Below are 26,326 nucleotides of genomic sequence, written 5' to 3' on the forward strand. Positions count from 1 at the left end.
CCGCCATGGCCGGTGTTGATGGCTTCCAGAAAGGTCATGGCCTCCTTGCCGCGCACCTCGCCCAGGATGATCCGGTCGGGGCGCATGCGCAGCGTGGCGGTGAGAAGCACATCGGCGGTCTGGAATTCTGCGTCGCGATTGGCGATGAGGGTCACGGCATTGGGCTGGGTCGGCAGAAGCTCGGCCGCTTCCTCGATGGTGACGATGCGTTCCTCGGCCGGCACATGGGCGAGGATCTTGCGCGCGGCCACTGTCTTGCCGGTGGAGGTGCCGCCCGAGACGATCATGTTGAGCTTGTTCTCGACGCAAAATGCCAGCGCATCATCGATCACGCCCGCGGCCACGACGGCGCGCAAGGCGCGCTTCTTTTCCACGCGCAGGTCTTCGAGCTTGCGCTCTTTGCCATAGAGAAAATCGAGCGCGATACCCTCGAGTGGCAGGCTTGAGAAGAACCGCAGGCTGATCGACATGGCCGAGAGCACTGCGGGCGGGGTGATGACCTGTGCGCGGATCGGGCGCCCCTTATAGGTGATCGATACCGAGACGATGGGGCGGTCCTTGCTCATCGTTGTATTGGCCGAGGAGGCGATCTGGTTGCCGAGGTCCCTGACCTGAACGCCCGTCAGCCTTTGATCCAGTGCGCGCATGAAGTGATCGCCCTGGAAATCGCCCCAACAGGTTCCGTCTGGGTTGATGCAGATCTCGATGACATCTTCGCGGGCGGCGGCGTCGATCCGGTCGAGCGAGGTTTCGAGATAGCTCAGCGACATGGGCTCAGAATATCTCCAGATCGCGGTCGACCATGACAGTGACGCGGGCGCCCTGGTCGACATAGATGACGGGGCCGATTGAGAGATAGTCGCCAATGACGCTGTCCGTTGCATTTGCCAGATCATCGCCCACGTCTTCGAGAACGTCGGCGGCAGTCTCATCCTGGACCTCGGATGCGGCGGCACTTGGCGCGGCGGAGATCAGCGAGATCAGGGCGGCCGACCCGAAACGCTCGGCGAAGCGTGTGTCCACGAAACCGGTGACGCCGGAGCGGCCCAGCTCGTCTCCCCCAAAGGAACTGATCTGAATGGTCTGGTTATCGGGCAGGATGATCCGGTCCCAGGCGATGGTGACACGGCGCTGCGCGATATCGATGCCAGAGCGATAGCGCCCGATGAGACGGGAGCCACGCGGGATCAGGAGGCGCGTGCCATCGAAGCTGAAAACGTCTTCCGAGACCACGGCGCGGGTCTGACCGGGCAGGGAGCTGTCGAGTGCGGTTTCCATGACGGCCTGGATCATCGTGCCCTGCACAATCGTGTTCGACGGGTTGGCAATGATTTCGGCCTGCGTCACGGACGTGGGCAGTGCGCCGTTCAGCACGAAATCCGTCACCTCGCCAAAGGTGCGCTCAGTCAGCGCCGTCTCATTCGCACCGGAGGTGCCACCAAAGGCGATGGTCGGTGAGGCGATGCGGCGTTCCTGAAACGCGCGCTCTTCGGCCGCGCGGCGTTCGAGCTCGGCCAGACGTCTGGCCTCTTCTTCGCGGCGGAGCCGTTCTTCGTCCCGCGCGCGCAGTTCGTCCTCAGACGGCCCCAAGGGCGCGGGAGCAGGACGGTTGGCTTCGAGCTGGACCAGCTCGAGATCCATGCGGAGTTGTTCAAGTTCGCGGTCGCGCGCTGTGAGTTCATCCCGGAACTGTTGTTGTGCGGCCTCGGATGCGGCTTGCAAGCCGGCGATCTGTGCGGTCAGCGCGTCGATGGCCTCGGCCGCAGCCGTGTCTTCCTCGACCACGGGTTCCGGCGCATTGCGCAGCTCTTCGATTTGGGCCTGCAGGGCTTCGAGCTGCGCCAGAAGCTCGGCATTGGGCTCGACGGGCTCGGGCGCGACCAGAACCACCTCTGGCTCAGGCGGGGGCAGGGTTTCGATGGCGCCAAACCCGTCTCCTTCGTTCTGGAAGACATCCGGGGTGGCCGTCGGCAGGGCTTCCTCTTCCTCGGGCTGGGAGAGGAGATAGAGCAGCGCCCCGCCAGCGCCGATCAATAGAACAACAACCAAAGCCAGAAGCGGCGAGCGCCGTGGGGCAGGGGACTGACCTCTCCCTCTACCTTGTTCGAGTGCGGCGAGGCGTTTTTCCAACTCAGTATTACTTGTGTCACTCATGATGCAGCCCCTGCAGGCAGGGTCGCCTCGATGCAGACCACCTCGTCACCGATCCGCAGGACCCATTGCCGGTTCACGCCTGAGACCCGGATAACGCCGTCTTCGGTGGCTTGGGTGTTGACCGTCCGCTCACGGCCATTCGCGTAGCGGAAGATCGCGGGCACCGGCGCGTTCCGTGGAAACGCTAAATACGTAAACGTTCCATCATCCCAGACGCGTGTCGGCGTGAACTCGGTGCGCGCGCTGGCCCCATAATTGTAGTTGGGGGCTTGGGCCGCGATGGCCCGGGTCGGGCGCGCATCGTCCTCTGGATAGCGGAATTGGACTACATAGAAGGTCGGGCTGCGGGCCTCCTGGACGTTGAAGTAGTAGCTGCGCCGGTTGGTGTAGACCGTCACATTGGTATGGACGCCGCGCGCGATGGGTTTGATCGCGAAGGCCTGACCGCCGGGGACGCCATCGATCTCAAAGCCTTCCGTGTCGCCCGCGATGATCGAGCGGATGCTTTCGCCCTCGCCGAACTCGATGGTGGTGACATGGGTGAGCGAGACGTTGAGGCGATAGACCTGACCCGCCTGGTAGGTGGCCAAGCGCACCCGGCTGTCATTTGGGCCACCACGCGGGATCGCTTCGGCAAAGGCAAGGCCGGGCGGCAAGGCAAGAATGGCGACAAGGAAGAACCTATTGATCAAACTAATTCTCCAATCTGTCGGAGCGGATGGAATACTCGAGCACGGTAAACCCAAACGGATTGGTCCAGACCTCGTCGATGGAGCGACGGGTTTCGGGACGGAACTCGAAGAGAAGCGTGGCGGTGAAGAGCCCGGTCTGGGTGCCGTTGATGGAGGTCAGCCGCTTGCGCAAGCGCACGGTGGCGCGGTTGGATCCGATCCGGTTGATGCTGAGGATTTCCACGTCGAGCCGGGCATTGGGGCCATAGACGGTCGGCGGATAGTTTTCATTTGCGCTGTTCCATATCTGGCGCAGCCCGCTCTCGGCGGCCCCGTCCGAGCGGCGCAGGACGCTGCGAATGCGCAGATCATTGTCGAGCTGGTTGTAGATCTCGCGATCGGTCACGTAGCGGAAGACCTCCGCCTCGATGATGGCCTGGTTGGCGGTGACGGATGTGGCGCCGACGGACGCCTCGGGCAGGGCAAAGCCGGTGGCGGGATCATAAGGCACGACGACCGGAGGTGGATCGACATCGAGGATCGCAACCGCCGCCGCGCTCAGGCACCCGAGTATGCCGAAGATGAGGCCCATCAGGCCAAGGCGTTGCCAAAGCCGTTCGCGGCGCAGGGCACCGTAGACCAGTTCTTCCTCGATGATTTCTTGTTCAGTCGCCACCATTCATGCCCCCGCTCGGCGTTTCGAAATGAGTTGAATCGGTTCTTCGCTGCCTCTCGCTGCGCTCGAACGCGAAAACCGATATTTTGTATTGTGGTTCAATTTCGAAACGCCTTAATCAGCCCGCAGGTCCGGCAAGGTGAAATCCATGAAGCGCTGCTCCTCGGCGATTGTGGCGGCATCGATCACGCCGCCCGTGCCATCGCCCACCGTTTGAATCGCTTCCAGCTGCCACATTGCCACGAGGGCGATGGCCAATTCAGCTGTCACGCGTGTGTTGAGATCGACGCTTTGCTTGAGCTCTTCCATGTCGTCGATGAGCCCGACAAGGCGGTCGACCCGCTCGAGCGATTGGCCGGCATCTTCATAGCTGTGCTGGGCGGCGGCTGAGACGAGCGCGCCGGTTGTTGCCTGCGTGGCCACACGGTTGGCCCCGGGATTGCCGCTGGTGGCCATTTCCGAGAGCGTGTCTTCATCAAAGCCGAGATCGGCCAGCACCCGGTCCATCTGGGTTTCGATTTCGCCTGCGCCGGAGCCCGAGAGGCCCGAGAAATCGCCCGTCTTGATGGCCTCAATCGTCGCAAGGATGTCGCCGAATTCCTGATCGAGCAGTCCGTTCAGCTCGTCTTCCATTTCCGTGCGGATGATCTCCGGCAGTTCGGCAAGACGGGTGAGCGCCTCATAGGTTCGTTGCAGCTCCGCGAGTTGATCCGTGAGTGTGGCAAGCTGTTCGCGGAGCTGCGTCAGCTGCTCGTTTTGCAGGATCTCGTCTTCGATCATCTGCCGGAGCTGCTGGATGTTTTGCGCGATGTTCTGGGTATCGACGACGGGCACGCCTTGCGCGAGGGCAGGGGATAGGGCGCCAAGATGCAGACCAACCCCAAGTGTCGTGGCCAAAGCTGTCCTCAAGAGCAGATGTCCCATCATTCAATCTCCCTGATCGTAAAATCCATGAACGCGCCCTCGGCCATGCGGGCGCTGGCCTGGGCCAGTTCCTCGGCGGAGAGGGCGCGGGTCCGCGCCGCCTTAAGCCGGATGCGAGCGGCGACGAGACGCACGAGTTCGGCCCGGGCATAGGTGTTGAGCGCGACGCTTTCCTGCGCATCCTCTGTCTCGGAAATCCGCTCGACGATGTCTGCAATACGCAGGGCGGCCTGTCGGATTGCGGCGGGCGCGTTGTTGCCATAATAGGCCGCGCCATGCCCGGTGAACGAGAGGTTGGCATTGGCGAGAAGCGCCGGATCGATCGTGCCGAGCGCCTCGATCCCGCCGATGCGGCTTAGGTAGAGATTGTAGCGTTCAGGAATGACCTGGACGTAGTGCTGGGTCTCGGCAAAGGGCGGGACACCGCCATATTCAAAGACCCGGCCGGGGCCGGCATTATAGGCCGCGAGCGCGTTGATGATATTGCCGTCGAAGGTGTTCAGTTGCGTTGCGAGATAGCGCGCGCCACCATGCACCTGCAGATAGGGGCTGTCATAGTATTCCGGGTTGATGCCGAGATCGCTGGCGGTGCCCGGCATGATCTGGGTGAGACCGAAGGCCCCGACAGGCGAGCGCGCACCGATGGTGAAGCGGCTTTCCTGCCAGATGAGCGCCTGCAACAACGCGCGCCATTGAACCGGGGAGAGACCCGCACGGCCCACGCCCGCAAAGCCGCTGGTCTCCTGAGCCACGCGGATGATGAGATGCTCGATGTTTTCCGCCGCATCCCCGAACATCCGCGCGCCGCCGGGATTGGGATCAATGTCACCCGTGCCATAGACCGCCTCGACAGAGCGGGCTGGATCGCCACTGCCGCTTTCCAAGCCCGAGACCATCACCGGCAGTCCCTGACCGCCAAAGCTTGTCTGGGCATCGAGGATGCGCTGGAGTGTGGCCAATTGCTCGCGTTCGATCTCGGCAATGAGTTCGCGCACCGAAAGCTTGTCCGCCTGGATCGCAAGGTCGGTCTCGCGGTCGCCGGTCTCGACGATATCGCGCGCGGTCAGCCCGCTGTCATTGGTCGGCACACCTTGGGCGAAGCCGAGACCGGGCAGCAGGCAAAGCGCCAGGATATGGGGCAGCCTAGACTTCAATGTCGGCCTCCGGCGCGCCGAGGGGCGTGAAGCTGCAATCTGGCGCGACGGGGGCCGTCGAGGCCAGGAAGGTGAAGCAATTGGCGTGCGGCTCCTGGTACTGGGCGCAGGAGGCCAGCGCGCCGAGCGACGTCACAGCTAGAAGAATACGAATCATGAAAGCCTCCAAAAGTCTTGGCGGTCGCGGTAATCGGCGCCCACGAGCGCCTCGCCTTTTTCCATGCCGCCGAGGATGGTGAGATTGGGCCCGAGGGCGCTTAGATCGGCATCAATGACGATCGAGCCCTGGTCGTCGCGGATGAGGGCCAAGCGGCTGTCGCTGCCGGTGTTGAGAAGCACATCGAGTTCCTTCTCATAGAGGTTCAGCATCGCGTAGTCGGCCGCATGGGCGCGGATGTTCGGAAGCAGGATTTGCGTCGGCACGGCCTCGACGATGGTCTTGCCGGTCCGGGTGCGCTCGAGCTGGCTGGCGTATTGCGTCATCATCACCGCGACGGTGTTCTGCTTGCGCGCGGTCACAAGCCAGTTCGACAGCCGCTCGGCGAAATACGCGTTGTCGAGCGCCTTCCAGGCCTCGTCGATCACGATGATGGTGGGGCGGCGGTCCTCGATCTCGCGCTCGACCCGGCGGAAGAGATAGGAGAGGACCGCCATCCGCTCCTTCTCGGCCTCGCTGTCGAGAATGCCGGTGAGATCGAAGCCGACCACATCCCCCTCGAGTGAGAAGGTGTCTTCCAGAGTCGGCCCGAAGATCCAGCCGTAGCGGCCCTCTTCGGTCCACTCGATCAGGCGCTGGTGCAGATCGCCGCCATCATCGGTGGACACAAAAAGAGATGCGAAGTCGCGCCAGTTTCGCAAGGCTGGGTTCGTGGCCTGCGCATTCTGGCGCACGACCTCTTGGATGCGGTTGGTCTGTGCCGGGGTCAGCGGCTTGTCGGCGCGGTGAAGGAGCGTTGCGAGCCAATCCGAAAGCCAGGCGGTGCCGCGCGCATCTGTCTCGGTCCAAAGCGGGTTGAGGCCTGTGGGCTGCCCGGCCTTTAATGACGCATAGCGCCCGCCATTGGCGCGGACCGCCATCTCCATACCGAGACGGTAATCGAAGACGAAGATCCGCGCCCCTGCTCGACGGGCTTGCGTCATGAGGAATGCGGAAAGCACCGATTTGCCCGACCCGGGCCTGCCCATGATCAGGGTATGCCCGCTGGTCGGTTCTTTGTCGGGCGATCCCTGCTCGTGATAGGAAAACCGGTAGGCGCTTTGTTCGGGCGTGGGCAGGTAGGTGATGACGCGGCCCCAAGGGGTTTTCTGAGCAGACTTGCCAAGCTGTGTCCGGTGAAATGCCGCGAAATCCGCGAAGTTGCGATTGGTGATCGCACTGGCGCGCACGCGCTTGGGCTGGTTGCCAGGATGCTGGCTGAGGTAATGCGCTTTGGCCGCAATCCTCTCACCGATCATCTTCACCCCTTCCGCGGCGGCGGCATTCACGATCTCGGCGCTCAGCGTCTGCAATTCGTCCAGCGTGTCGCAGAAGAGCGTCACGACCATATGGTGCTCGCCGAAGCTCTGGCGCTTGGCCTCGAGATCATCGGCGGCGATGTCGAGCGCTTCCATGAGCGACAGGGCCGCGTCCTGGGAAGCCTGCATCTGGCGCTTTTGCCGCTTGATACGCCCCGCCATGAGGTTCGAATTGATCGGCGTGAAAGAATGCGTGACGATCATGTCGACCGGCAGGTTCAGCATGTCGAACATCGTGCAGGTCGTGGCCTCGGAATATTCCCCGATGGTGAAGCTCTTGCCGTAGCGATGTCCCACGACGCCTTCAGAGAGCTCGAAGTGATCTCCCTGAAACGTCACGCGGGTATTGGCGACGTTGAAGGACAGAAAGCCGTAGGTGTTGGCTGGGTAGAGCGGCAGCTCGGTGCCCGTGTTGAGCGCGCCCAAAAATCCCACCAACTCTCCCGATCCGGCTGACAGCAGGCGTGGCTTGAGCTCGGTAAGCCCCGAGAGGAAGACATTCACGGCCTCACCGAGGCGCTGCAGGCGTTTGCGGGTCTCCTCTCTCAGTCGGTCTGGCGCGCTGCGGCTGAGGAAAGGCAGGAGGCTTTTCGGGGGCGGGCGGTGAATGACGGTGAGCGTCAGGGTCTTGTCGCGGAGCCCGCTGGTCTCAAGTTTCGCGCGCCAGCGCCGGTCAACCTCGCCTGCGAAGCTGTCCTCACGGATCGGGTCGAGATCAGGTTCGATGGCCTTGGAGACCTTGTGGACGTAATAGCTGAATTCCGGCCCGAGCTGCGCAATGATCCGGGCAAAGAGCGCGGTCACCTTGTCGAGATAGGCGTCATCGGTCGTGTAGCTATTGACCCCGTCGAGCCGGATGCACTGGAAAAGCTCGTTGACCCGGGTCCGCACGGTCTGGTCATCGACTAGGCTCACATAGGGCAGCATGTGCGCGAGGCGGGTCTCGTGCGCGTACCAGTCCGGCGTCATCGTGCGGAGATCAAGCGCGGCATCACGGGCTTCATCACGGGGCATAGCTGTCCCCACCATGAATGGACCTGTTGCGCGTGGGCGGTGTCTCCTGCAGGGCCGTCATCATCACATCTATGAAGCGCGGGTCCCAATCCGCAGCCTTCCAGAGCACCGGGTAGAGCAGGGCCGCCACACCCAGCACCGCGATGTGCTGGACCCAGACGAACAAGAGCACCGAGCCGAAAAGCCAGACCATCGCGTACATGATGGGCAGGCCCAGAAGCTTGGGCGGGCGCACGAGGCCGAGAAAGAGAGGCGAGCGCTCAGCCACCGGCGAAAACTGCGGCAACGATAGTGGGAGCGGCGGCAACACCGGCAATGCCGACGAGAACCCAGAGGGCCTGGCGCAGATCGATGATATTGAAGAACCAGCTGAGGAACACGCCCAGAACGGCGAGTGTGGCGATCACGACGCCAAGCGGGCCGGTCAGCGCATCAACGATGCCCTGCAACAGGCTCTGAATCGGGGAAAGATCAATGCTTTGCGCAAGCGCGGGCTCAGCGATTACCAGAAAGAGCGCCAGCGAGGCGACAAAGAGGTTTGAAATCTGTCTCATGAATTTGATCCTTCCAATCGGGCTACGACGGCCATGACGCGGGCCACGTGGTTCTGGGTTTCTCGGTAAGGGGGAATGCCGTCATACTGGCGGACCGCATCGGGTCCGGCGTTGTAGGCTGCGAGGGCGAGACGCGGATCGCCGAAGGCCTCCAGCATCATCGCGAGGTAGCGGGCGGAGCCGTCGAGGTTCTGCAGCGGATCACGCGGGTCGACGCCCAGATCACGCGCCGTCGCTGGCATCAATTGACCAAGGCCAATGGCACCTGCACTTGAAATCGCATTCTGCCGATAGGCGCTCTCAACCTCGATATTGGCTCGATAGAGAGCCAGCCAATCCGTCACGGAAAGCCCGGCGCGACGCAGGCCGGGATGGCCGGCATAGCGCAATGCCGTGGTCTGAATCCCGGAGAGGACATTGGCGCGGGGCAGGGGAGTCGGGCGGGCAAGGGCCGCGACTTGGACGCCCTCTTGCTCGGCCTTTACGTCGCCGAAGATCGCGATCCCATCGGAGGCCGAACCCTGAATCCCGTCATTGTAGTTTCGAGCAAAGCTGCTTTGGGAGCGGGACGGGCTCAGAGAGCCGTCACTCTCCATGACCAGGACCATTTGCGCTGAAGCTGGCGCTGTGACCAGCCAGAGACAGACGAGGCTAGCTGCCAGTGCCCTTTTCTGATGGGGCTTTGTCTGGCGGGGCGAGTTTGTGCGTACGGCTTGTCCCCGCCTCAAGCGGCAGGTCGACATGCGCAAAACCAAGGCCAATGAAGAAAGACACCACGCCAGAGATCGTCTTGAACTCGCGGATCTTGATGTCGTTATAGGTCGTCCGAGTACGGGCCGTGACCAGCAGCTTTTCCACGCCCTCGTCAGAGACAACGCGCATGATCCAGACCCCATAATAGCTGGGCCCTTTCTTGTGTGCCGATTCCTGGCACAGGATTTCTGCGCTATAGCCGCTTTCCACGAGCTCGCGGAACCTGGCTTCCGTAACCACATTTGGTGCTTCGATGTCCCAGTTCATGGCCCGGCTCACGCTTTCTCCAATGGCGCGACCCCAGGCATTCCTACTTGAAGCCCAGAGTTACGATAGTATATTATCAACCGCAAGATGTAATATCGTGCTTTAGCTGTAGTTTGGTTACGCAAACACTAGTCACGGCCAGTGTCCGCGATCAAGGAGATAACAGGTTTGAGAAACCCAAGGTTGACATGCCTGCTCCCATTGCAAGCTATAGTCCTTCTAATCTGCGTTCCCGGGCCGGTTTTGGCAGAATCCTGCTTCGCCCCGGCCCGTCCTTTCCTGCCAAGCGATTCGCAGGCGGCGCAGGACTATGGGGACATCATCCGTGGCGATTTCGAAGACTACATCCAGAATATCCAGAGCTACTTCCGTTGCCTCGACAGCGAACGCGCCCGCGCTTTCGAGGAAGCGCGCGAAGTCAGCGAGGACTATGGCCGATTTCTACAATTGGTAGGGGATTGATGGGCAACCTCGGGAGCATCAGACTTGCAGCCCATGGAAACCAGACGCCGATAACACCCTCATATATCTACTTTTTAGATAACAGATTTCATCCGCTAGCGACGTCACAAAAGGTATGTGACGCGTGGCAAAGACAATCAGAACAAATGGCCAGTTGGCGCTCGTCCGTGCGTTGGTTGAAGCACGTCAAAATGCGGGTCTCAGCCAGCAGCAGTTGGCGGCGAAGCTCAAACGACACCAGTCATTTGTGGCACGTCTCGAAAGTGGCGAGCGTCGTATCGACGTCGTGGAGTTTACAGTTCTGGCGAGGGTCATTGGTTTTGACAAAGATGAAGTCCTGTCGATTGTCGAAGCCGCCACGGAGCCCGACCACAGGATTTGAACCAAATGAATTGTTGAGAACACGGGAACCCATTTTCCCGGTCCGATGATCTTTCCCTCATCGAGGACCAGTTAGCCAACATCAAAGAAGCCCGGCGCGCGGTCGTAGTGAACGCTCTGCAACCCCACGCCGCAATTCGCAGCGCCACAGTGCAGGAAGTCAGTAAACAGTGAACGATGATAACGGCGAAGGCGTCGCGATCGCCAATCTGATCGGGATCGATGGGTGCAGTGTTGTTGGTTGGGTTTATCGCTGGAGTACAGGCGCACATGCGGTGATGTGGGACGTCCAAGGACCCCAGACCGTATCGGAAACCCGGCCGGATATAAGTGACGAACAGAAGCAAGAAATCGATTTCGATGCGCTCATGCGGATTCGAAAAAGTGACAGTGGATAGGCCTCACAGGCAGCCGCCAGTTCATATTGATATGAAAGGGTCTGCGAGCGTACCGGTCATTGGAGTAGATGGCAACGAAGGTCTCGAAGGAGCCCAATGTATCATATGCTGCGGACCGCACAGATGGCAGAAAAGCACGGCGTGCGGACCGTCGCGGCGGGTGCTGAGATTGCCCCCCAAACAAGCAACCTCTAGCCGTCCATAGCCAAGTATACTCGTCGTTGCTGCATTGTCGATCTCCCACGCCTAATACAACTTCGCACATCACTTCGATCTAAGATCAAGCGCTGTATGCATCTTCGCCTGCCGCTTGGCCGTGCGGTAGATCTCAAATTGCCTATCGGCGATGACGCCTGCCAAAATGACCCCCCCCATGACCGCGAAGTTAAGGGATGACGGGATTCCCAAAAGATTTACCAAATTTTGCAATACTTGCAGGAGCACAACACCCAGGCAGACTCCAACGATGGACCCCTCACCGCCGCGCAATGAGAACCCGCCCAGAACTGCGGCGGCAATAGCGTATAATTCATAGAAATTCCCGTGCGATGACGGCTGGACGGACCGCGTGTACATGGCGAAAAAGATGGCGGAGCAAGCGGTCAGCACTGCGCAGATCACGTAGGCCAGCACGATGACCTGCCGCGTGCTGATGCCGGAAAACCGCGCGGCTTCCTCATTCTTACCGACGGCAAACAGGTGCCGGCCGAAAACCGTGCGATGCAACAAGAACCAGGCAGCCGCAGCGACAACTAGGAAGGCAATAAACGGATGCGGCACGCCCCATGTCCGCCCTGTGGCGAGGAACTCTAGCGTTGGAAAACTGCTTCCGTAAGGAAAACCGGCCGTGCCGTCCTGTGTATAGAAGCGTGCGATCCCGCGATAGATCAGCAAGCCGCACAGGGTCACGACGAAGGGCTGTAGTTTCATGCGTGTGATCAGCACGCCATGGAGCGCGCCGATCACACATCCAAGCGCCAGAACGATCAGCGTCGCGACGGGCCATGCCACCCCTTGGGCGATCAGGTCGACAAAGATCACACCCAAAAGGGCGATGACCGACCCCACGGACAATTCGATTCCGGCGGTGACGATGACGAAAGCCTGTGCGATTGAAAACAATCCGAACAGACCAATCAGGTTTGCCGTATTGGCCAAATTCACCCCGGATATGAACCGGGGGTTGATCATGGCGACAACCGCCCCCACCGTCAGCACCAAAACAGCCAATCCCAAATCTTTGCGCAGCATTTTCTTTCCTTACTCTACGGCCAACCGGAGGATGGCTTCTTCTGATACGGACGTCCTGTCCAGAATTCCGGTGATTTGACCGCGGCACATGACTGCCACGCGGTCCGACACGCCGATGACCTCTTCCATGTCTGACGAGATCATCAATACGGCGACGCCGTCGTCGGCCAGCGCGCGCAGCAGTCCGTAGACTTCCGCCTTTGATCCCACGTCGATCCCGCGCGTCGGTTCATCGACGATCAAGACCTTGGGGCCCACAGCCAGCCATTTCGCAAGCACGACCTTTTGCTGGTTGCCGCCTGACAGTTCAGCGGCAGCCTGAGACAGGTTCGGAGCCTTGATCTGCAACGTCGTGCGCGACGTTTCCGCCAGATCGGTTTCCGCCTGCGGGTTAAGCCTGCCGCCGTTCGACAAGGCACGAAGGCTGGGCAAGGCGATATTCTCGGAGATGGCAAAGTCCAGCAAAAGGCCCTGGCCTTTGCGGTCTTCGGGAACAAGGCACAGGCCCGCGGCAATAGAGGCCGCGACAGAGCGGGGCGCCAACGGCTTGCCCGAAACCTCAACCGTGCCCGCGACCGGGGCATCAATTCCGAACAGCAAGCGCGCAATTTCCGTCCGGCCTGCGCCGACAAGGCCCGCAAGCCCCATGATTTCCCCGGCGTGCAGGGTCATATCGACGGCGCGGTCGGGGTAGGCGGCGGTGCAAAGGCCTTGTGCGCGAAGGACGACCGGAGTGTCAGACTTGGTGGTGCCAAGGGCCGGACGGTTGACGTCGCGCCCGATCATCAGGTGAACCATGCGGTCGCGGTTGATTTCGTCTTTGGTCAACCCGCCCGCATTGCGGCCGTCCCTCAAGCCGACGACGCGGTCGCCAACGGCTTCGATCTCGGACAGACGGTGGGTAATGAGCAGGACTGCGACGCCCTGCGCCTTCAGGTCTGCGATCACGTCCAACAGGCGCTGGGTTTCGGACAAGGTCAGGCTCGATGTCGGTTCATCCAAGATCACAAGCCGCGCGTTCATCGATAACGCCTTGGCGATTTCCAGCATCTGCTGGTCGGCCAATGACAGTCCAAGCACGGAGTCGTCGGGGCCGAACCGTGTACCCAGACGCTCCAGAATGGGAATGACAGCTTCGCGCATCGCGCGGCGGTCCAGAACACCAAACGGACCGCGACGGATTTCGCGACCCAGCAGGACATTTCCTGCGACGTCCAGATTGGTGAAAGGATTGAGTTCCTGGTGAACGAACGCGATACCAAGCGCCGTCGCGCCTGCGGGCGTCAAGGCGGCGTGGGGGATTCCGTCGACGATGATTTCTCCCGCATCTGCCGAAATCGCACCGCCGAGCACCTTCATGAGTGTCGACTTGCCCGCCCCGTTCTCACCGACCAGACCGACGACTTCGCCACCGGAAATCGAGAGATCGACGTTCTCAAGGGCCACAGCCCCGGGGTAGACCTTCGTCACGCCGGACAAAGTCAGATCAATGCGGTCTACGGTCGGGTTCATAAGGCGTCCTGTCTGCGGGTAAAGAGATGGTTGGCGTAAGTTGCACCGGCGCGAAGCCCCGGTGCAACCTTGGAGCGGCGGGAGGAAACCGCGCTCAACCTCCGAGGCGCTCTCTCAGTTGTGCCTCGAAAGCATCCACATTGGCCGCGTCGATCACGTTCGTCGGAACGATGATCAACCCGTCTTCGGGAACACTGGAGGTGTCACCGTTCAGGTAGCTGGCCATAAGTTGCATCCCCTGATAGCCCCACTGGTAAGGGTCCTGCACGACCGTGCCTGCGAAATACCCTTCGCGGACAGCACCAAGTGTGATCGGGTCTTCGTCAAATCCGATCACCGTGACCTCACCCAATTTACCTGCCGCCTGAAGCGCCTCGTAGATTTTGGGAGGGTTGTAGGAATAGAAGCCGACCATGCAGTTGACGTCTGGGTTGGCCGACAGAACGTCATCGACGTTTGAGCGCGCCCGGGCAAAATCCACGTCGTCGCCGCGCACGTCGATCAGCTCGACACCACTTCCTTCGACGGCTTCACGGAACCCTGCGATTCGCTCGACCGCGTTGTCAGCGCCCAGAAAGCCGACGAAGCCCATGCATGTGCCACCGTCAGGCAGGGCCGCAACGGCGATCTCGCCTGCCTGAATGCCCGCGGCCGTGTTTGATGACCCCAGATAGGCAACACGGTCACTTTGTGGCGCGTCGCTGTCTGTGGTGAACAGGGGCACTTGGGCTGCAATGCGGTTGAACGCATCGATTGAGTTTTTGGGGTCCGCAGACGAGATCATGATCGCGTCCGTGCCGGCGGCAACCAGATCATCCATCAACTGGTTCTGCGCAGCCGCAGTGCCGGTCGCCGGATAGCGGAACCGCATGTTGTATTCGGGCATTTCGGCCTGGGCCGCATTGACGCCCGCCTCGGCCAGCTTCCAGAAATCGGATGCCGCGTTCACAACGAACGCCATTGATTGCTGATCTTGGGCCTGTGCGGCGCCGGTGCCGATGCAAAGCGCCAAAGCTGACAGCAGTGAAGTTTTATAAGTCATTTCGGGTCTCCTCTCCCTCGCCCTGCATGTGGCCAGACCTGTCCGGTCACTCTGCGGGCGTTTTGTCTTGGTATGTTGTGAAAATGCTGGGCCGCCCCGACGGAACGGCCCGTTTTTTTGGGGTTTTTAGTTGTCCGCGCAGAAGCCGGGTTCAGCTTGCGTGCAGACATCAAGACCAGTGAACAGCGGGTCTTCCACGGTTTCGCCGTTCAGCAACTGGATCATGACGTCAGGTGCGCGCAGGCCCATTTCGAACGGACGTTGGCCAATCTGCGCATGGCTGCGACCATCGCGGAACGCCTGTGTCTGCGGGGGTAGCGTGTCGCCCGCGATGATGATCAGCTCGTTCGTTGCCATCTTGTCCATGACCTGATCGGTCACCTGCGCATAGGCTTGCGGTGCGAACTGCGCCCAGCCACCGATCAGGATAAAGGCGTCCAGGTCTGGGTTTGCCGTAAACACGTCCGACATCTGCTGGTTGGCCAGATCGGCCTGATCGTTCGTGAAGACGGGGCAACCTTCGATCTCGGTCCAGCCGTTTTCGCCGGTCAGACGGTCGATCCCGTCGCCGCCACCTGCGGTATCACGGAACCCTTGCGCACGGGCGTTGATGTTGTCCGCCGCCACATTGCCGAGCTGAAGACAGACAGAACCGCCCTCAGGTTTAAGCGCCATCGCCTCTTCGGCCATCTTGACGCCCATCAGGTAATTGTCGGTGCCGAGGTATGTCGCACGCAGGTCTGCATCTTCCGCCAGAAAATCGGCGTCGATTGTCATGACCGGAATGTCGGGCGCTAAGGCACGGACACGGTTTGCCATTGCAGGTGCGTTGGACGGTGAAATTGCGATTGCCGCGACACCAGCTGAAATCAGGTCATCGACGATCTGGACCTCACCGGCCTCGTCAGCCGATGACGCAGGGCCCGTGTAAAGGCAGGTGTATTCGCTGTCCGCGTTCTCTTCGAGCCACTGCTGGCATCCAAGGTTGATCTGTTCGAAGAACGGATTGTCGAGGCCCTTGACCACAATCGCAAGCGTGTTGCTATCCTGTGCAAAGGCGGCCCCCGCCGTCATCATACCGAGCAGTGTGACTGCCCCTAATTTCGTCGTCATTTTCTCTCTCCCATTTTGAAAATTGTTTGGCTATCAGGGGCTTGATCACCCAGGATACCAGATTTTGCGCACTTCGTTCTCGGCGCGCTTATAGGTCCATGCCCGTTCCACGAGCGCCTCAAGGTCGACGTCCGGCGCCCATCCCAACAGGTGTCTGGCCTTGGAGTTGTCCAGATGATTGCTGTAGAACGGGGTCGGAATTTTGATCGGTGAAAGACCGTGGTGGTCCTTCAGCATTTTCGCGAGGACGCTGTAATCAAGCGCATCCGTCATCGCGATATTGAAGGTCTGTTGCGCCGCGCGCGGATGCTCCACGGCTAAAAGCAGGGCAGACACTACATCATCCACATGGACGAAATTCCGCTTCAGCGGCGCGCCCGTGACATCCAGCATTAGCGGGGCACAGTTTTCGCCACGCGCCTTCGCAAGTGTGTCCGCGTCCATCAGGGTGTCCCATGCGGGGCCGCCGAACTGATCCTCGCCAAAGCTCATGGCGTAGCGCAGATCGTCTTTCTCCATAATCCACGGCGCGCGCAGTATGCAGCCATCTATGTCGTATTGATGGATATACTGCTCCAGCATGACCTCTTCGATCACTTTGGTCAGCGCATAGCAGCCCGGATAGGCGCGGCGCGGATCGGTTTCGGTGATCGGCGCCGAATATTCCTGAAACATATGTCCGACAGAACAATCCCCGCCCAAGAGGATAAAACGCTCCGCCGTCGGGCTGGACCGGAACGCCTCAAGCAGGACGAACATACCCTTCACGGACACATCAATCGCGAGGTCCGGGGATTCCTTCACTGCGGCAAGATGCAAGACGTGGGTCACTCCCTCCAGCGCAGCCTCCACCGCATCCCGGTCCGCGATGGACCCGCGCACCACACTGACACGGTCCGTCTGGTCGACGGTGCGGTTATGACAAAACGCAACGACATCGGCGGCATGCAGATACGGATGATCGGCAAGCGCCGCCAGCACGTGCTGGCCCACTTTCCCTGTCCCGCCTGTCACCAGTAGTTTCATGTTTCCTCCCGAGTTGATTAAATATTATTTACTAATATTATTAAGTCAAGTAGATGGTTGTGACATCCATCTGGGGAGTAAGGCTTCAAGCTGCAGGCCATATATCATTGAAGAATACAGTAAGGTTGAGGGAGGGAGAGACAGGTGTCGCGACTTAGAATTAATAATATTTCCAAGAAATTTGGTGCGATCCAGGCGTTATCGGGGGTGACGTTCGACGTTCAGCCGGGCGAAGTGCTCGGCCTGATGGGGGACAACGGGGCAGGCAAATCAACGCTGGTTAAGATTATCGCGGGAAATTTCCGGCCAACCTCGGGAGAGTTGCTCATCGATGACAAGCCTGTGGTGTTCAACCGCCCGCTGGATGCTCAAAACCAAGGTGTTGAAGTCGTGTATCAAGACCTCGCGCTCTGTAATCATCTGACAGCGGCGTCCAACGTCTTTCTCGGGCGCGAGAAGATGCGCAGCTTCGGACCGATTCGCTGGCTTGATTACGCGGGCATGAATCGCCACGCTGCAGAGCTGTTCAAACAGCTCAAATCCGAAACGCGGTCGCGCGATCTGGTGCGGCGCATGTCAGGCGGTCAACGTCAGGCCGTTGCGATTGCCCGCACTCTGCTGTCAGAACCCAAGATCGTGCTGATGGACGAACCGACCGCCGCAATTTCCGTCCGTCAGGTCGCCGAGGTGCTGGACCTGATTCGACGTCTGAGGGATCGCGGCATCAGCGTCATATTGATCAGCCACCGGATGCCGGACGTGTTCGGCGTCGCCGACAGGATTGCCGTGCTGCGCCGCGGTCAACTCGTCGCAAGCAAGACCACAGCAACATCGTCACCAGAAGAAGTGACAGGCCTGATCACAGGGGCCATCGACACCGCCCTGTCAGAGGAGACACCAGCATGACCACCCTTGATGACCTGATCGGGAAATCCGAACACCAAAGCCCGCTGTCGCGGCTCACGTCTATTCCGGTGTTCTGGGTTATCCTCGCGGCTGTTGTCGCCTGTATCGCCCTGACCCTGTTGACCGACACCTTCGCCACCCCGCGCAATATATTCAATGTGCTGCGCAATTTTACCTTCGTGGCGATCATCGCCATCGGCATGACAGTGGTCATTGCCTCGGGCGGGATCGACTTGTCGGTTGGATCAACCGTTGTCCTGTCCGCGATGGTCCTTAGCGTCATGATGTCGGGTGGGTGGGGCTTTGCCGTGTCCGCGATCGTGGCCCTGGTAGCAGCGCTTGCGGTGGGGGCGTTCAATGGCATCCTGATTGCCTATGCGGGCATGCCGCCCTTTGTGGTGACCCTCGGCACGCTATCGGGGGCGCGGTCGCTCGCCATGGTGCTGTCGGACAACAAGATGATCTGGGAATTCGGCCCCGATCACGACCTTCTGCTCTGGATCGGTGGCGGTTCGACCCTTGGACTGCCCCATCCCACTTATATCCTGATCGCGCTTTGCGTTCTCTCAGCGCTGATACTCAAATGGTCGCGCTGGGGGCAGTATGTCTATGCCATCGGCAGCAACGAACAGGCTGCGACCCTGAATGGCATCGCGGTAAAACGCCAGAAGGTCACGATCTACATGTTCTCTGCCCTGACGGCGGGAATCACCGGAATCTTGATGACCGGTTGGTTGGGCTCCGTGACCACCAATCTCGGTCAGGCGATGGAACTGACGGTGATCGCAGCCGCCGTTATCGGCGGGGCGAATTTGGCAGGCGGGGAAGGCACCGCGCTGGGTGCGGTCGTCGGCGCGTTGCTGATCGAGGTGATCCGCAATTCACTTATCCTCCTCGGGATATCGACATTCTGGCAAGGAATGTTCATAGGTACGTTCATTATCGTCGCGGTCGCATTTGATAGGTTCCGGAATGCCCGAACTTGACGATGCCGGTCTTTGAGATGACGGATGTGCGAGAGGGAAATGCGAATATGAAGACACTGAAACCAACGATGATGGATGTCGCCGCGAAGGCCGAAGTGTCGCAGGCGACGGTGTCTCTTATCCTCAACGGAAGCCCCGGAGCCAAGTTCAGTGAGGCAACCCGCACGCGTGTGTTCGATGCCGCAAATGAACTGGGCTACCGTCTGGTCCAGCGGGGATCGTGGCAGGGGACACCCTCCACCAATCTCATCGCGTTCGCCACAGATGAACTGGTCAGCGACCCCTGGATGGCGCTCGCATTCGAGGGCGCACGCCAGCGCGCCCTCGAAAAAGGGGTCTCGATCATGCTGTCCGTGAGCAGTGCAGGGTTTCTGGAAGACGATGACCTGCGCCAGAAATATGAAGGGATGAACGTTATCGGGTATATTTGCGGCACGATCCTGACCCGCGAAATCACCCTCAGCCCGTTGCTCCTAAAATCCCCGGCCGTTCTTGTGAACTGCTACGACAACAAGCGGCGCCTGCCGAGCGTGTTGCCCGGCGACGTCGAAGGGGGCCGCAGGGGCACACAGTGCCTGATCGATGCAGGTCGCAAACGGATCGCATTCATCAACGGGCAAGACGGCATCGATGCCTCGAGCGACCGTTTCCGGGGCTATCGTCAGGCCCTCGCCAGCAACGACCTGACCTTTGACCCGGATCTGGTTTACAGCGGCAACTGGGAACCCCAATCAGGCTATGACGGCGCCAAGGCATTTCTGGCTCTCGACACGCCGCCCGACTCGATTTTCTGCGCCAACGACATGATGGCGGTGGGTTGCTACGAGTTTCTGAAAGAGGCAGGTTTGCGCATCCCCGAAGACGTCGCAGTGGTCGGGTTCGACAACCGCGAGATTGCCCAGTTCATGCGCCCCCCGCTGACGACACTCGTTCTTCCGCATTATGATATGGGCGCCGCCGCGGTGGATCAGGTCCTTGATCTCGCCGCGGGCCTAACACCGCGCCACAACCAATTGAAGGTCGAATGTGAACTAATCGAGCGCGGGTCTGTCTAAGCGCATATCGAATGTTTGCGATGTTTCTGATGTTGCGTCCCGTCAGGTCCAGAATGCGGAGCAGATAAATCGAAGTATTGAAAGGGAACAAAAATGAAAGAAATTCGCTGGGGGATACTCGGGCCTGGAACCATCGCAAACGCATTTGCAAAGGGACTTGGTGAATCCGCGCACGGCACATTGGTAGCCGTCGCGTCACGAACGAAGGACCGGGCGGAGGCGTTTGGTGCGCGCTATGGCGTGGAAGCTGAAAGATGCTACGAGGGATATCAGGCCCTTTGTGCCGATCCCGATATCGACGCGATCTATGTGGCCACACCGCACCCGTTTCATAAAGAGCATGCGTTGATGGTCTTGGGTGCCAACAAGCACCTTCTTCTCGAAAAGCCTGCCGCGCTGAACAGACCGGACGTTCTGGAAATCGTGAACGCGGCGCGCGCGCAGGAGCTTTTCATGGGTGAGGCCTATATGTACCTACATCACCCCCAAATCCGCGCCGCGCTTGAAATTGTGAACGATCCTTCGATGGGACCAGTCGAGCACATCCGTGCGACCTTTTGTTTTGATGAACCGTTCGACCCGAAATCACGCCTCTATGATCCCAATCTCGCTGGTGGTGGCATCTTCGACGTGGGCGGCTATGTCATGTCGGCGGCATGTCTTTTTGCCGGAGCGGGTGCCGGCAGCTACCTTTGGCCAGTTGAGACCAAGACCCTTGGACTACGCGCTGAAAGCGGTGTCGACGCCTTGGCAATGGCGCTGTTGCGGTTCGATAACGATATTACTGCCGAGATTGCTTGCGCTGTCGGGCGTGAGATTGGACAAAGGGTTGCGGTTCACTGCAAGCATGGCAAAGTCGTGCTTGATACCCCTTGGCTGCCGGGAAATGAAGCCGCGCCAGCGGACAGTGACATTGAAATCTGGTCTGAGGGTTCGCATCGAACACAATCGATTCCTGCATCAAGAATGCTGTATGCATATGAAGCCGACGCAGCCAATCTGGCGATCGGTGCCGGGCGCAAAGAGTTTACGTATCCTGCGATTTCGACAGAAGAATCTTTGGCGATGGCTGCATTATTAGACGAATGGCACACAAGCATTGTAGGGTGATTGAAACTCTTGATCTTGTTGGACGGACGGCAAGGCTGCCCCCATTATGTTGCCGTTACTGGCTGTAAGGCTGGGCGCAGATAACGACCGCCGCAGCGATGACCGTCAGTTTCGTTGTTGACCTCGGTTGGCCCCCAGCCTTTTCTAAGACGCAGAATGAGCCAGAGAGCATTTGGCTTGCCGTACTTGAGCGTGCTCTTGCTGGCTTCGGCGGGCTGAGGCTCGATCCAGATGATTGGATGGGCGCGATCTACATCATCGCAGCTTCGCCAGATCATCAGCGCAAAAGGATCTCGAAAGCGCTAATGCGACACGCGGAGGATAAGATCGATGCATTTGGCGCGAAGATGATAATGATCGAGATCATCAGAGACAGCGGGCATGAAGGTGCCTGTCATGCGTATGAAGCTTTTGCTTTCGAGCGGTGGCCCGTAGCTGGGTATTGAAAGAGCTTTGACGCGATGTGCGAGATAGCGGCCGTTCCTGCCGCCAGTTTCTAAGTCAGCTTCGTCCCGCTCTCCGGGCATACGCACCGAAAGCAGCGAAGGACCGGTATTTGAGCAACTCAGCACGCTCAAATTCTCGCAGTATGATGGCAAAGCTGTCTTTGTCTGCGCTAGTAGTTCACCTGTTCGAAGCCGTAGTTGCCCTCATAGTCACGCCAATCGACGAAGACAGATCGGAGATAGATACTAGGGCAATTCTGGCCCCAACGTTCAAGTCCCACATGTGCCTCGGGTAGAGCAGCTATGGAAGATCGCTGCCATGCGAAATCGCCTTGGGTCCCATAGGTGCCGAGAACCACGGTCGCGCTTCGGTTGCAGTCACCATCGCGTCCGGACTCGTGTTGTCGTGCATACCGTACATCGAATACGCGGATGGACCGCACAAAATTGAACTCTGGCCCGCTGATATCGATGTCCGCGCGATCCTGAACGAGCTGCAGGGCGAGGTCGGTGGGAACGAGATTATCTACTGGCAAGGATTGGAGCGGTCGACGGCTGTCGGGCCGGTACAAGGCTTCAAAGATGCGGCCAGCGTTGTTTTGTAACCGATCGTTCTCGTAGGAGGCGCCCATGGGACAGCGCCAGATTTGCAGCGGTGGTTCGACCGGCCAAGGTGTAATCCGCCGGATAAATTCGGCGCGGGCCCGGGCGCAGGGGACGGAAGCAGGCCAGCCGCAAGACAGGCACAGGAGGATCGCGCAATCGATCGGGTATGTCTGAGCGCGGGCGGGTACCGGCAGTGAAAAACCTGTCGCGGTCAAAGCGACTGCGACCGAGGGGAAGAGCTTCTTGAGTAAATGGCGCATGGTGAGGAACCTCCGTGACAGGAGTCCAACATACATACGATAATATACTATCGCAACACTGAGTGCAAAGGCGCATAATGAAGTTTATGTTAAATAATTGGCTTCTTGGTCGTTTCTGACGTAGCTATTTCGGGTCGCTCGAACCAGCCTGGATTGCCTTCGTTGCCAGCATCATGAACTGATCCTGTTCCTCCGATGTGAGGCCCGAGAGTATCTCCGCCTGAAGTTCCTCTACGATCGGCAGTATCGCGTCATAGGTCTTTCCACCAAGGTTTGTGAGCGTGACCTCTCGCGCGCGCCGATCCGACTTGCTGACGGACCGCTCGACATATCCCTTTTGTTCCAGCCGGTCGATGACTCCACCGATTGTCGCCTTGTCGTACGCAATTCTTCCCGCAACGCTTGCCTGGTCTAGGCCAGGGTTCGCACGAATGGTGTCGAGCGCAGCAAACTGAACCGGAGTGAGGTCGTATCCTGCTGCTTGCATGCGATGCATGAACACTTGAGTCGACAACTGGTTCAGTCGGCGGATCAAATGCCCAGCCATACCAAAGACGTTCATACCAAATTTCCTCAAGTGTGAGTTTCGTTACAGCCAACTCGTTAGTACATCTGAAAAGGTATGCACACATACCTTTTCTTTCGCGATATAGTAAGTACAAATACTATACCTAGGCCGCAGCACGACTTCTGGAGAAATTGATGCAGTACTATGTGGACGGGTTCAGACCCGGAGATCCGGATCTCAAGGCCCCTGCCCCTGGTCGAGAGCAACCCCACGGTGGCGCGGTGCCTCCGACAGTTGACGTGCTGATTGCCGGCTGCGGCCCTGCGGGCCTGTGTCTTGCCGCGCAACTCGCTGGCTTTCCCGGGATTACGACTATGATCGTCGAGCCCAAGAATGGCCCAATGGAAAAGGGTCAGGCCGATGGCGTGAATGTTCGCTCGATGGAGATGTTTCAGGCCTTTGGCTTTGCCGACAAGGTCAAGCGCGAGGCCTACTGGGTGAACCAGACCACGTTCTGGAAGCCCGATCCAGCGAACACGGACCACATCACACGTGTCGGAATCGCTCAGGACGTGGCCGATGACCAGTCCGAGATGCCGCATACCATCGTCAACCAGGCGCGCATTCACCAACTTTTTCTCGACGTGATGAAGAAATCCCCGACACGCTTGGAGCCGCACTACGGGCTGCGGGTCGTGGACCTGCAGATCGACACGGGCACCGAAAATCACCCGGTGACCGTCACGCTGGAACGGGTCAAGGAAGACGGCAGCGCTGGCGACACGGCGACTGTTCGCGCCAACTATGTCGTTGGGTGCGACGGGGCCCGCAGCACTGTGCGCAAGGCAATCGGCGGCAAACTGCATGGCGACGCCGCGCACCAAGCATGGGGCGTAATGGACATCCTGGCAAATTCCGACTTTCCGGACTTGCGTCGCAAATGCCTGATTCAGTCGGCGGGGATGTCCCGGCGGATGTTGAAATTGAGCGGAAGGATGGCGTTGCTCTCCCTGAGCCATAGGCTCGGGGTGTTCAAACCAAAACGGAGAGCAACACCATGAAGAAGACTACGACATCGGAGCTGGCGCTGGCCAGCCATTCTGAGCTGACCTCGGCGGTTGAAACGGCCTGGGACGCGGTTGGGCAGAGCTTCGACCAATTCTGCCTGATCGCAGGCGTCGCGGCCCTGAGCGAGATTATGGAAGACGACGTGAAGGGCCTGGCGGGCGATGCGCATGCCCGCAACACGGACAAGCCCGGATATCGATGGGGCCGTACCCGTGGTCGTCTCGGCTTTCATGGCGGCAAGGTCGAACTCGAGCGGCCGCGTGTACGTTCGAAGTCCACGGGCAAGGAACTGCCGCTGCCCAGCTGGCAGGAGGCGGCCGCTGCCGGCTGGCTCGAGGAATGGGCCATGAACCTGATGCTGATGAACGTCGCCACGCGGAAGGTCGGCCGCGCCGTGCGCCTGCCCGAGGCCGGGATCTCGGCGGATGCAGGATCCGGACTGTCGAAATCCGCGGTCTCGCGGCGGTTCAAGGCGCTGACCGAAGCGCGGCTGGCCGAATGGATGGCATCGGATCTTTCCCAACTCGACCTTCTGGTGATCCAGATCGACGGGCTGCACATGGCCGACAACCTGCTGATGATCGGCGCGGTAGGCGTCGACGCCGAGGGTCGCAAGCATCCGCTTGGCGTGGTCGAGGGAGCCACCGAGAACAGTGCGACCGTTCAGACCCTTTTGGACAACCTCATCGAGCGCGGGGTCGATCCCGAGGTCTGCCGCCTCTTCATCGTCGACGGCGCGAAGGCGTTGACCAAGGCGATCCGCCGGACCTTCGGGGCCGACATCCCGATCCAGCGCTGCCAGGTTCACAAGGCCCGCAACATCACCGACCGGCTCGATCCCAAGCGCCATGCCGCCGTCCGCAGGGCGCTCCGCCAGGCCTGGGAGATGGACGATGCCGACAAGGCAGAGCGCCTTCTGCGTAGCCTGGCGCGCCGTCTCGAGCTCGAGGCGCCGGGGGTGTCGAAGAGCATTCTCGAAGGCCTCGACGAGATCCTGACCGTGATCCGGCTCGGCTTGCCGATCGAGTTGCGCCGATCACTGGCCTCGACCAACATCATCGAGTCGATGAACGCCGTGATCCGGCAGGTCTGCCGGAACGTGAAGCGCTGGCGCGATGCGCAGATGGCCTTGCGCTGGACCGCCGCCGGCATGCTCGAAGCCGCCAAGGGCTTCCGCCGCCTCAAGGCCTACAGGCAGCTGCCAATCCTCAAGGCCGCGCTCAAGAAGCACCGCGACCCAGAGGCCGGCGCTCCGATTGACCCGATCGCAGAGGCCGCATAACCATGAAATCCGCAACGCCACCCGTCGCGATTTTCAACATCGGCCGGGACATTTCCCAGTCGGCTAAGGAAGGCAACGTACTGATAATTCCCCGCGAAGGCGGCTACCTTTTCCGGATGTATGTCGAGCTGGATAAGCTCAACCCCGACGAACGAGTCGCGAACCGGAACCTGACGTCCGAACACATCATCGCCGCGGCGAACCGGATCATGCGGCCCTATAACATCGACGTCAAAGAGGTGGTCTGGTGGTCGATCTACGAGATCGGGCACAGATTGACCGACAAGTTCGACGACGTGCCCGACGGCGAGACAGCCACGCGCAATCCAAGGGTCTTCACCGCCGGCGACGCCTGCCACACCCACAGCCCGAAAGCCGGTCAGGGGATGAATGTCTCCATGGGCGATACGTTCAATCTGGGCTGGAAACTGGCCCATGTCCTTACCGGCCGCACGGATGCGAGCCTGCTACACAGCTATTCCGCCGAGCGTCTGGAAGAGGCCAAGCGTCTGGTCGAAACCGATCACAAATGGGCCCGCATCATGAGCGCACCACCGGGCGAATCCGAGCTGGATGGCTCCGACATGCCGCGCTTCCAGAAGCAGTTCATCGAGAATCTCGAATTCACGGGCGGGCTGGCGGTGAAGTATGAACCGTCTCGCATTATCGCGAACCATGCATATCAAGAACTTGCGACGGGGCAGCTCATTGGAAAACGCTTCCATTCCGCGCCGGTGTTGCGTCTGTCTGACGCCAAGCCATTACACCTCGGTCACGCGGCCGAGGCGGACGGACGCTGGCGCCTCTATGCCTTTGCCGGTCAGGATGACGTGGGTGCTACGGGCGGCACCATCGAACGGCTTTGCAGCTGGCTGGAAAACGGCTCTGCCTCGCCCGTTCAGCGGTTCACGCGAACGGACGAAGACATCGACGCCCTGTTCGACCTGCGCGCGGTTTTCCAACAGGACTTCAAATCTCTGAACTACGAGGACATGCCTTCGCTTCTTCGGCCTGCAAAGGGGCGCTACGGGTTGCGCGATTTCGAGAAAGTCTTTTGTGTCGATCACAAGCTGGGCGACGACATCTTTGACATGCGCGGGATCGATCGAACGAGCGGGTGTCTGATCATCGTGCGTCCCGATCAGTATGTCGCGCATGTCCTGACATTGTATGCATTCGACGAGCTATCTGCCTTTTTCAATGGAATACTCACGCCACAAGATCACCCATAG

Annotated in this window: 28 protein-coding genes and 2 pseudogenes; 11 read left to right on the forward strand and 19 right to left on the reverse strand. The window is 59.9% G+C overall.

Going from position 1 to position 26,326, the window contains the following annotated elements; all coding sequences use genetic code 11:
• From OU789_RS14515 to OU789_RS14570, 12 genes are all read right to left on the reverse strand, one after another.
• A partial coding sequence (locus OU789_RS14515) for an ATPase, T2SS/T4P/T4SS family (RefSeq protein ID WP_274656281.1) occupies positions 1-770 on the reverse strand: 770 nt, incomplete at its 3' end.
• Between the two features lie 4 nt (positions 771-774).
• Positions 775-2,154 carry a TrbI/VirB10 family protein gene (locus tag OU789_RS14520; RefSeq protein WP_274656283.1) on the reverse strand — a complete coding sequence of 460 codons (1,380 nt, stop codon included), beginning with the start codon at positions 2,152-2,154 and terminating at the stop codon, positions 775-777.
• Positions 2,151-2,846, reverse strand: coding sequence for a TrbG/VirB9 family P-type conjugative transfer protein (locus tag OU789_RS14525; RefSeq protein WP_274656285.1), 696 nt, complete (start codon positions 2,844-2,846; stop codon positions 2,151-2,153). Before OU789_RS14525 ends, OU789_RS14520 begins: the two co-directional genes overlap by 4 nt.
• Position 2,847: 1 nt before the next feature.
• The gene (locus OU789_RS14530; RefSeq protein WP_274656286.1) at positions 2,848-3,504 is read right to left on the reverse strand and encodes a virB8 family protein; all 657 of its coding nucleotides are present in this window, start codon (positions 3,502-3,504) and stop codon (positions 2,848-2,850) included.
• Positions 3,505-3,615: 111 nt separating this feature from the next.
• Entirely contained in the window at positions 3,616-4,425 is an 810-nt protein-coding gene (locus OU789_RS14535) for a type IV secretion system protein (RefSeq protein WP_274656550.1), read from the reverse strand.
• The gene (locus OU789_RS14540) at positions 4,425-5,579 is read right to left on the reverse strand and encodes a lytic transglycosylase domain-containing protein (protein WP_274656287.1); all 1,155 of its coding nucleotides are present in this window, start codon (positions 5,577-5,579) and stop codon (positions 4,425-4,427) included. Before OU789_RS14540 ends, OU789_RS14535 begins: the two co-directional genes overlap by 1 nt.
• On the reverse strand, positions 5,569-5,736 hold the full coding sequence (locus OU789_RS14545) for a hypothetical protein (RefSeq protein ID WP_165972756.1): 168 nt from the start codon (positions 5,734-5,736) through the stop codon (positions 5,569-5,571). The genes OU789_RS14540 and OU789_RS14545 overlap by 11 nt, the downstream gene beginning before the upstream one ends.
• Positions 5,733-8,108, reverse strand: coding sequence for a VirB4 family type IV secretion/conjugal transfer ATPase (locus tag OU789_RS14550; RefSeq protein WP_274656290.1), 2,376 nt, complete (start codon positions 8,106-8,108; stop codon positions 5,733-5,735). The genes OU789_RS14545 and OU789_RS14550 overlap by 4 nt, the downstream gene beginning before the upstream one ends.
• Entirely contained in the window at positions 8,098-8,376 is a 279-nt protein-coding gene (locus tag OU789_RS14555) for a type IV secretion system protein VirB3 (RefSeq protein ID WP_008327373.1), read from the reverse strand. Before OU789_RS14555 ends, OU789_RS14550 begins: the two co-directional genes overlap by 11 nt.
• Positions 8,369-8,662, reverse strand: a complete 294-nt coding sequence (locus OU789_RS14560) for a TrbC/VirB2 family protein (protein WP_274656293.1) — start codon at positions 8,660-8,662, stop codon at positions 8,369-8,371. The genes OU789_RS14555 and OU789_RS14560 overlap by 8 nt, the downstream gene beginning before the upstream one ends.
• Positions 8,659-9,270 carry a lytic transglycosylase domain-containing protein gene (locus OU789_RS14565; RefSeq protein ID WP_274656295.1) on the reverse strand — a complete coding sequence of 204 codons (612 nt, stop codon included), beginning with the start codon at positions 9,268-9,270 and terminating at the stop codon, positions 8,659-8,661. Before OU789_RS14565 ends, OU789_RS14560 begins: the two co-directional genes overlap by 4 nt.
• A gap of 43 nt (positions 9,271-9,313) precedes the next feature.
• A complete protein-coding gene (locus OU789_RS14570) occupies positions 9,314-9,682 on the reverse strand; it encodes a hypothetical protein (protein WP_274656551.1) in 369 nt (122 codons plus the stop codon).
• Positions 9,683-9,892: 210 nt separating this feature from the next.
• On the opposite strand from OU789_RS14570, the gene OU789_RS14575 reads away from it, so the two are divergent.
• From OU789_RS14575 to OU789_RS14585, 3 genes are all read left to right on the forward strand, one after another.
• Entirely contained in the window at positions 9,893-10,144 is a 252-nt protein-coding gene (locus tag OU789_RS14575; RefSeq protein WP_342453590.1) for a hypothetical protein, read from the forward strand.
• 124 nt (positions 10,145-10,268) lie between these two features.
• Positions 10,269-10,526, forward strand: a complete 258-nt coding sequence (locus tag OU789_RS14580) for a helix-turn-helix domain-containing protein (protein WP_183969278.1) — start codon at positions 10,269-10,271, stop codon at positions 10,524-10,526.
• Positions 10,527-10,695: 169 nt separating this feature from the next.
• Positions 10,696-10,923 (forward strand): hypothetical protein, encoded by a 228-nt coding sequence (locus OU789_RS14585; protein WP_274656297.1) that lies wholly within the window; start codon positions 10,696-10,698, stop codon positions 10,921-10,923.
• Between the two features lie 264 nt (positions 10,924-11,187).
• Here OU789_RS14585 and OU789_RS14590 read toward each other — a convergent pair whose 3' ends face one another.
• The 5 genes from OU789_RS14590 to OU789_RS14610 form a co-directional block, all read right to left on the reverse strand.
• Positions 11,188-12,174: an ABC transporter permease gene (locus tag OU789_RS14590; RefSeq protein ID WP_274656298.1), complete on the reverse strand. Its 987-nt coding sequence runs from the start codon at positions 12,172-12,174 to the stop codon at positions 11,188-11,190.
• A gap of 9 nt (positions 12,175-12,183) precedes the next feature.
• Positions 12,184-13,686 (reverse strand): sugar ABC transporter ATP-binding protein, encoded by a 1,503-nt coding sequence (locus tag OU789_RS14595; RefSeq protein WP_274656300.1) that lies wholly within the window; start codon positions 13,684-13,686, stop codon positions 12,184-12,186.
• A 94-nt stretch (positions 13,687-13,780) separates the two neighbouring features.
• Positions 13,781-14,728, reverse strand: a complete 948-nt coding sequence (locus OU789_RS14600) for a sugar-binding protein (RefSeq protein WP_274656302.1) — start codon at positions 14,726-14,728, stop codon at positions 13,781-13,783.
• A gap of 126 nt (positions 14,729-14,854) precedes the next feature.
• Positions 14,855-15,841 carry a substrate-binding domain-containing protein gene (locus OU789_RS14605; protein WP_274656303.1) on the reverse strand — a complete coding sequence of 329 codons (987 nt, stop codon included), beginning with the start codon at positions 15,839-15,841 and terminating at the stop codon, positions 14,855-14,857.
• 45 nt (positions 15,842-15,886) lie between these two features.
• Positions 15,887-16,867, reverse strand: coding sequence for an NAD-dependent epimerase/dehydratase family protein (locus OU789_RS14610; RefSeq protein ID WP_274656304.1), 981 nt, complete (start codon positions 16,865-16,867; stop codon positions 15,887-15,889).
• A 144-nt stretch (positions 16,868-17,011) separates the two neighbouring features.
• Between OU789_RS14610 and OU789_RS14615 the strand changes: the two genes are divergently transcribed.
• The 5 genes from OU789_RS14615 to OU789_RS14635 all read left to right on the forward strand — a co-directional run bounded on the left by OU789_RS14615 (position 17,012) and on the right by OU789_RS14635 (position 21,370).
• A complete protein-coding gene (locus OU789_RS14615; RefSeq protein WP_274656305.1) occupies positions 17,012-17,773 on the forward strand; it encodes an ATP-binding cassette domain-containing protein in 762 nt (253 codons plus the stop codon).
• A complete protein-coding gene (locus OU789_RS14620) occupies positions 17,770-18,759 on the forward strand; it encodes an ABC transporter permease (protein ID WP_274656307.1) in 990 nt (329 codons plus the stop codon). The genes OU789_RS14615 and OU789_RS14620 overlap by 4 nt, the downstream gene beginning before the upstream one ends.
• A 47-nt stretch (positions 18,760-18,806) precedes the next feature.
• The gene (locus tag OU789_RS14625; RefSeq protein WP_274656309.1) at positions 18,807-19,814 is read left to right on the forward strand and encodes a LacI family DNA-binding transcriptional regulator; all 1,008 of its coding nucleotides are present in this window, start codon (positions 18,807-18,809) and stop codon (positions 19,812-19,814) included.
• A gap of 93 nt (positions 19,815-19,907) precedes the next feature.
• Positions 19,908-20,924 (forward strand): Gfo/Idh/MocA family protein, encoded by a 1,017-nt coding sequence (locus OU789_RS14630; protein ID WP_274656310.1) that lies wholly within the window; start codon positions 19,908-19,910, stop codon positions 20,922-20,924.
• Positions 20,925-21,022: 98 nt separating this feature from the next.
• Positions 21,023-21,370, forward strand: a complete 348-nt coding sequence (locus tag OU789_RS14635; protein WP_274656312.1) for a GNAT family N-acetyltransferase — start codon at positions 21,023-21,025, stop codon at positions 21,368-21,370.
• A 170-nt stretch (positions 21,371-21,540) separates the two neighbouring features.
• Here the strand turns inward: OU789_RS14635 and OU789_RS14640 are convergent, their stop codons facing one another.
• Both OU789_RS14640 and OU789_RS14645 read right to left on the reverse strand, forming a co-directional pair.
• Entirely contained in the window at positions 21,541-22,236 is a 696-nt protein-coding gene (locus tag OU789_RS14640) for a hypothetical protein (protein WP_274656314.1), read from the reverse strand.
• Positions 22,237-22,360: 124 nt separating this feature from the next.
• Complete coding sequence (locus OU789_RS14645) at positions 22,361-22,798, reverse strand: MarR family winged helix-turn-helix transcriptional regulator (RefSeq protein ID WP_274656315.1); 438 nt, start codon at positions 22,796-22,798, stop codon at positions 22,361-22,363.
• Between the two features lie 140 nt (positions 22,799-22,938).
• Between OU789_RS14645 and OU789_RS14650 the strand changes: the two are divergent.
• The 3 genes and pseudogenes from OU789_RS14650 to OU789_RS14660 all read left to right on the forward strand — a co-directional run.
• Positions 22,939-23,703: pseudogene (locus tag OU789_RS14650) on the forward strand (FAD-dependent monooxygenase); the annotation flags it as partial.
• Between the two features lie 98 nt (positions 23,704-23,801).
• Positions 23,802-25,094: an IS256 family transposase gene (locus tag OU789_RS14655; protein ID WP_274656316.1), complete on the forward strand. Its 1,293-nt coding sequence runs from the start codon at positions 23,802-23,804 to the stop codon at positions 25,092-25,094.
• A 56-nt stretch (positions 25,095-25,150) separates the two neighbouring features.
• Positions 25,151-26,326 (forward strand): annotated as a pseudogene (locus tag OU789_RS14660) (FAD-dependent monooxygenase); the annotation flags it as partial.

Source organism: Halocynthiibacter sp. C4 (genome assembly GCF_028823805.1).
GTDB classification, from domain to species: domain Bacteria; phylum Pseudomonadota; class Alphaproteobacteria; order Rhodobacterales; family Rhodobacteraceae; genus Falsihalocynthiibacter; species Falsihalocynthiibacter halioticoli.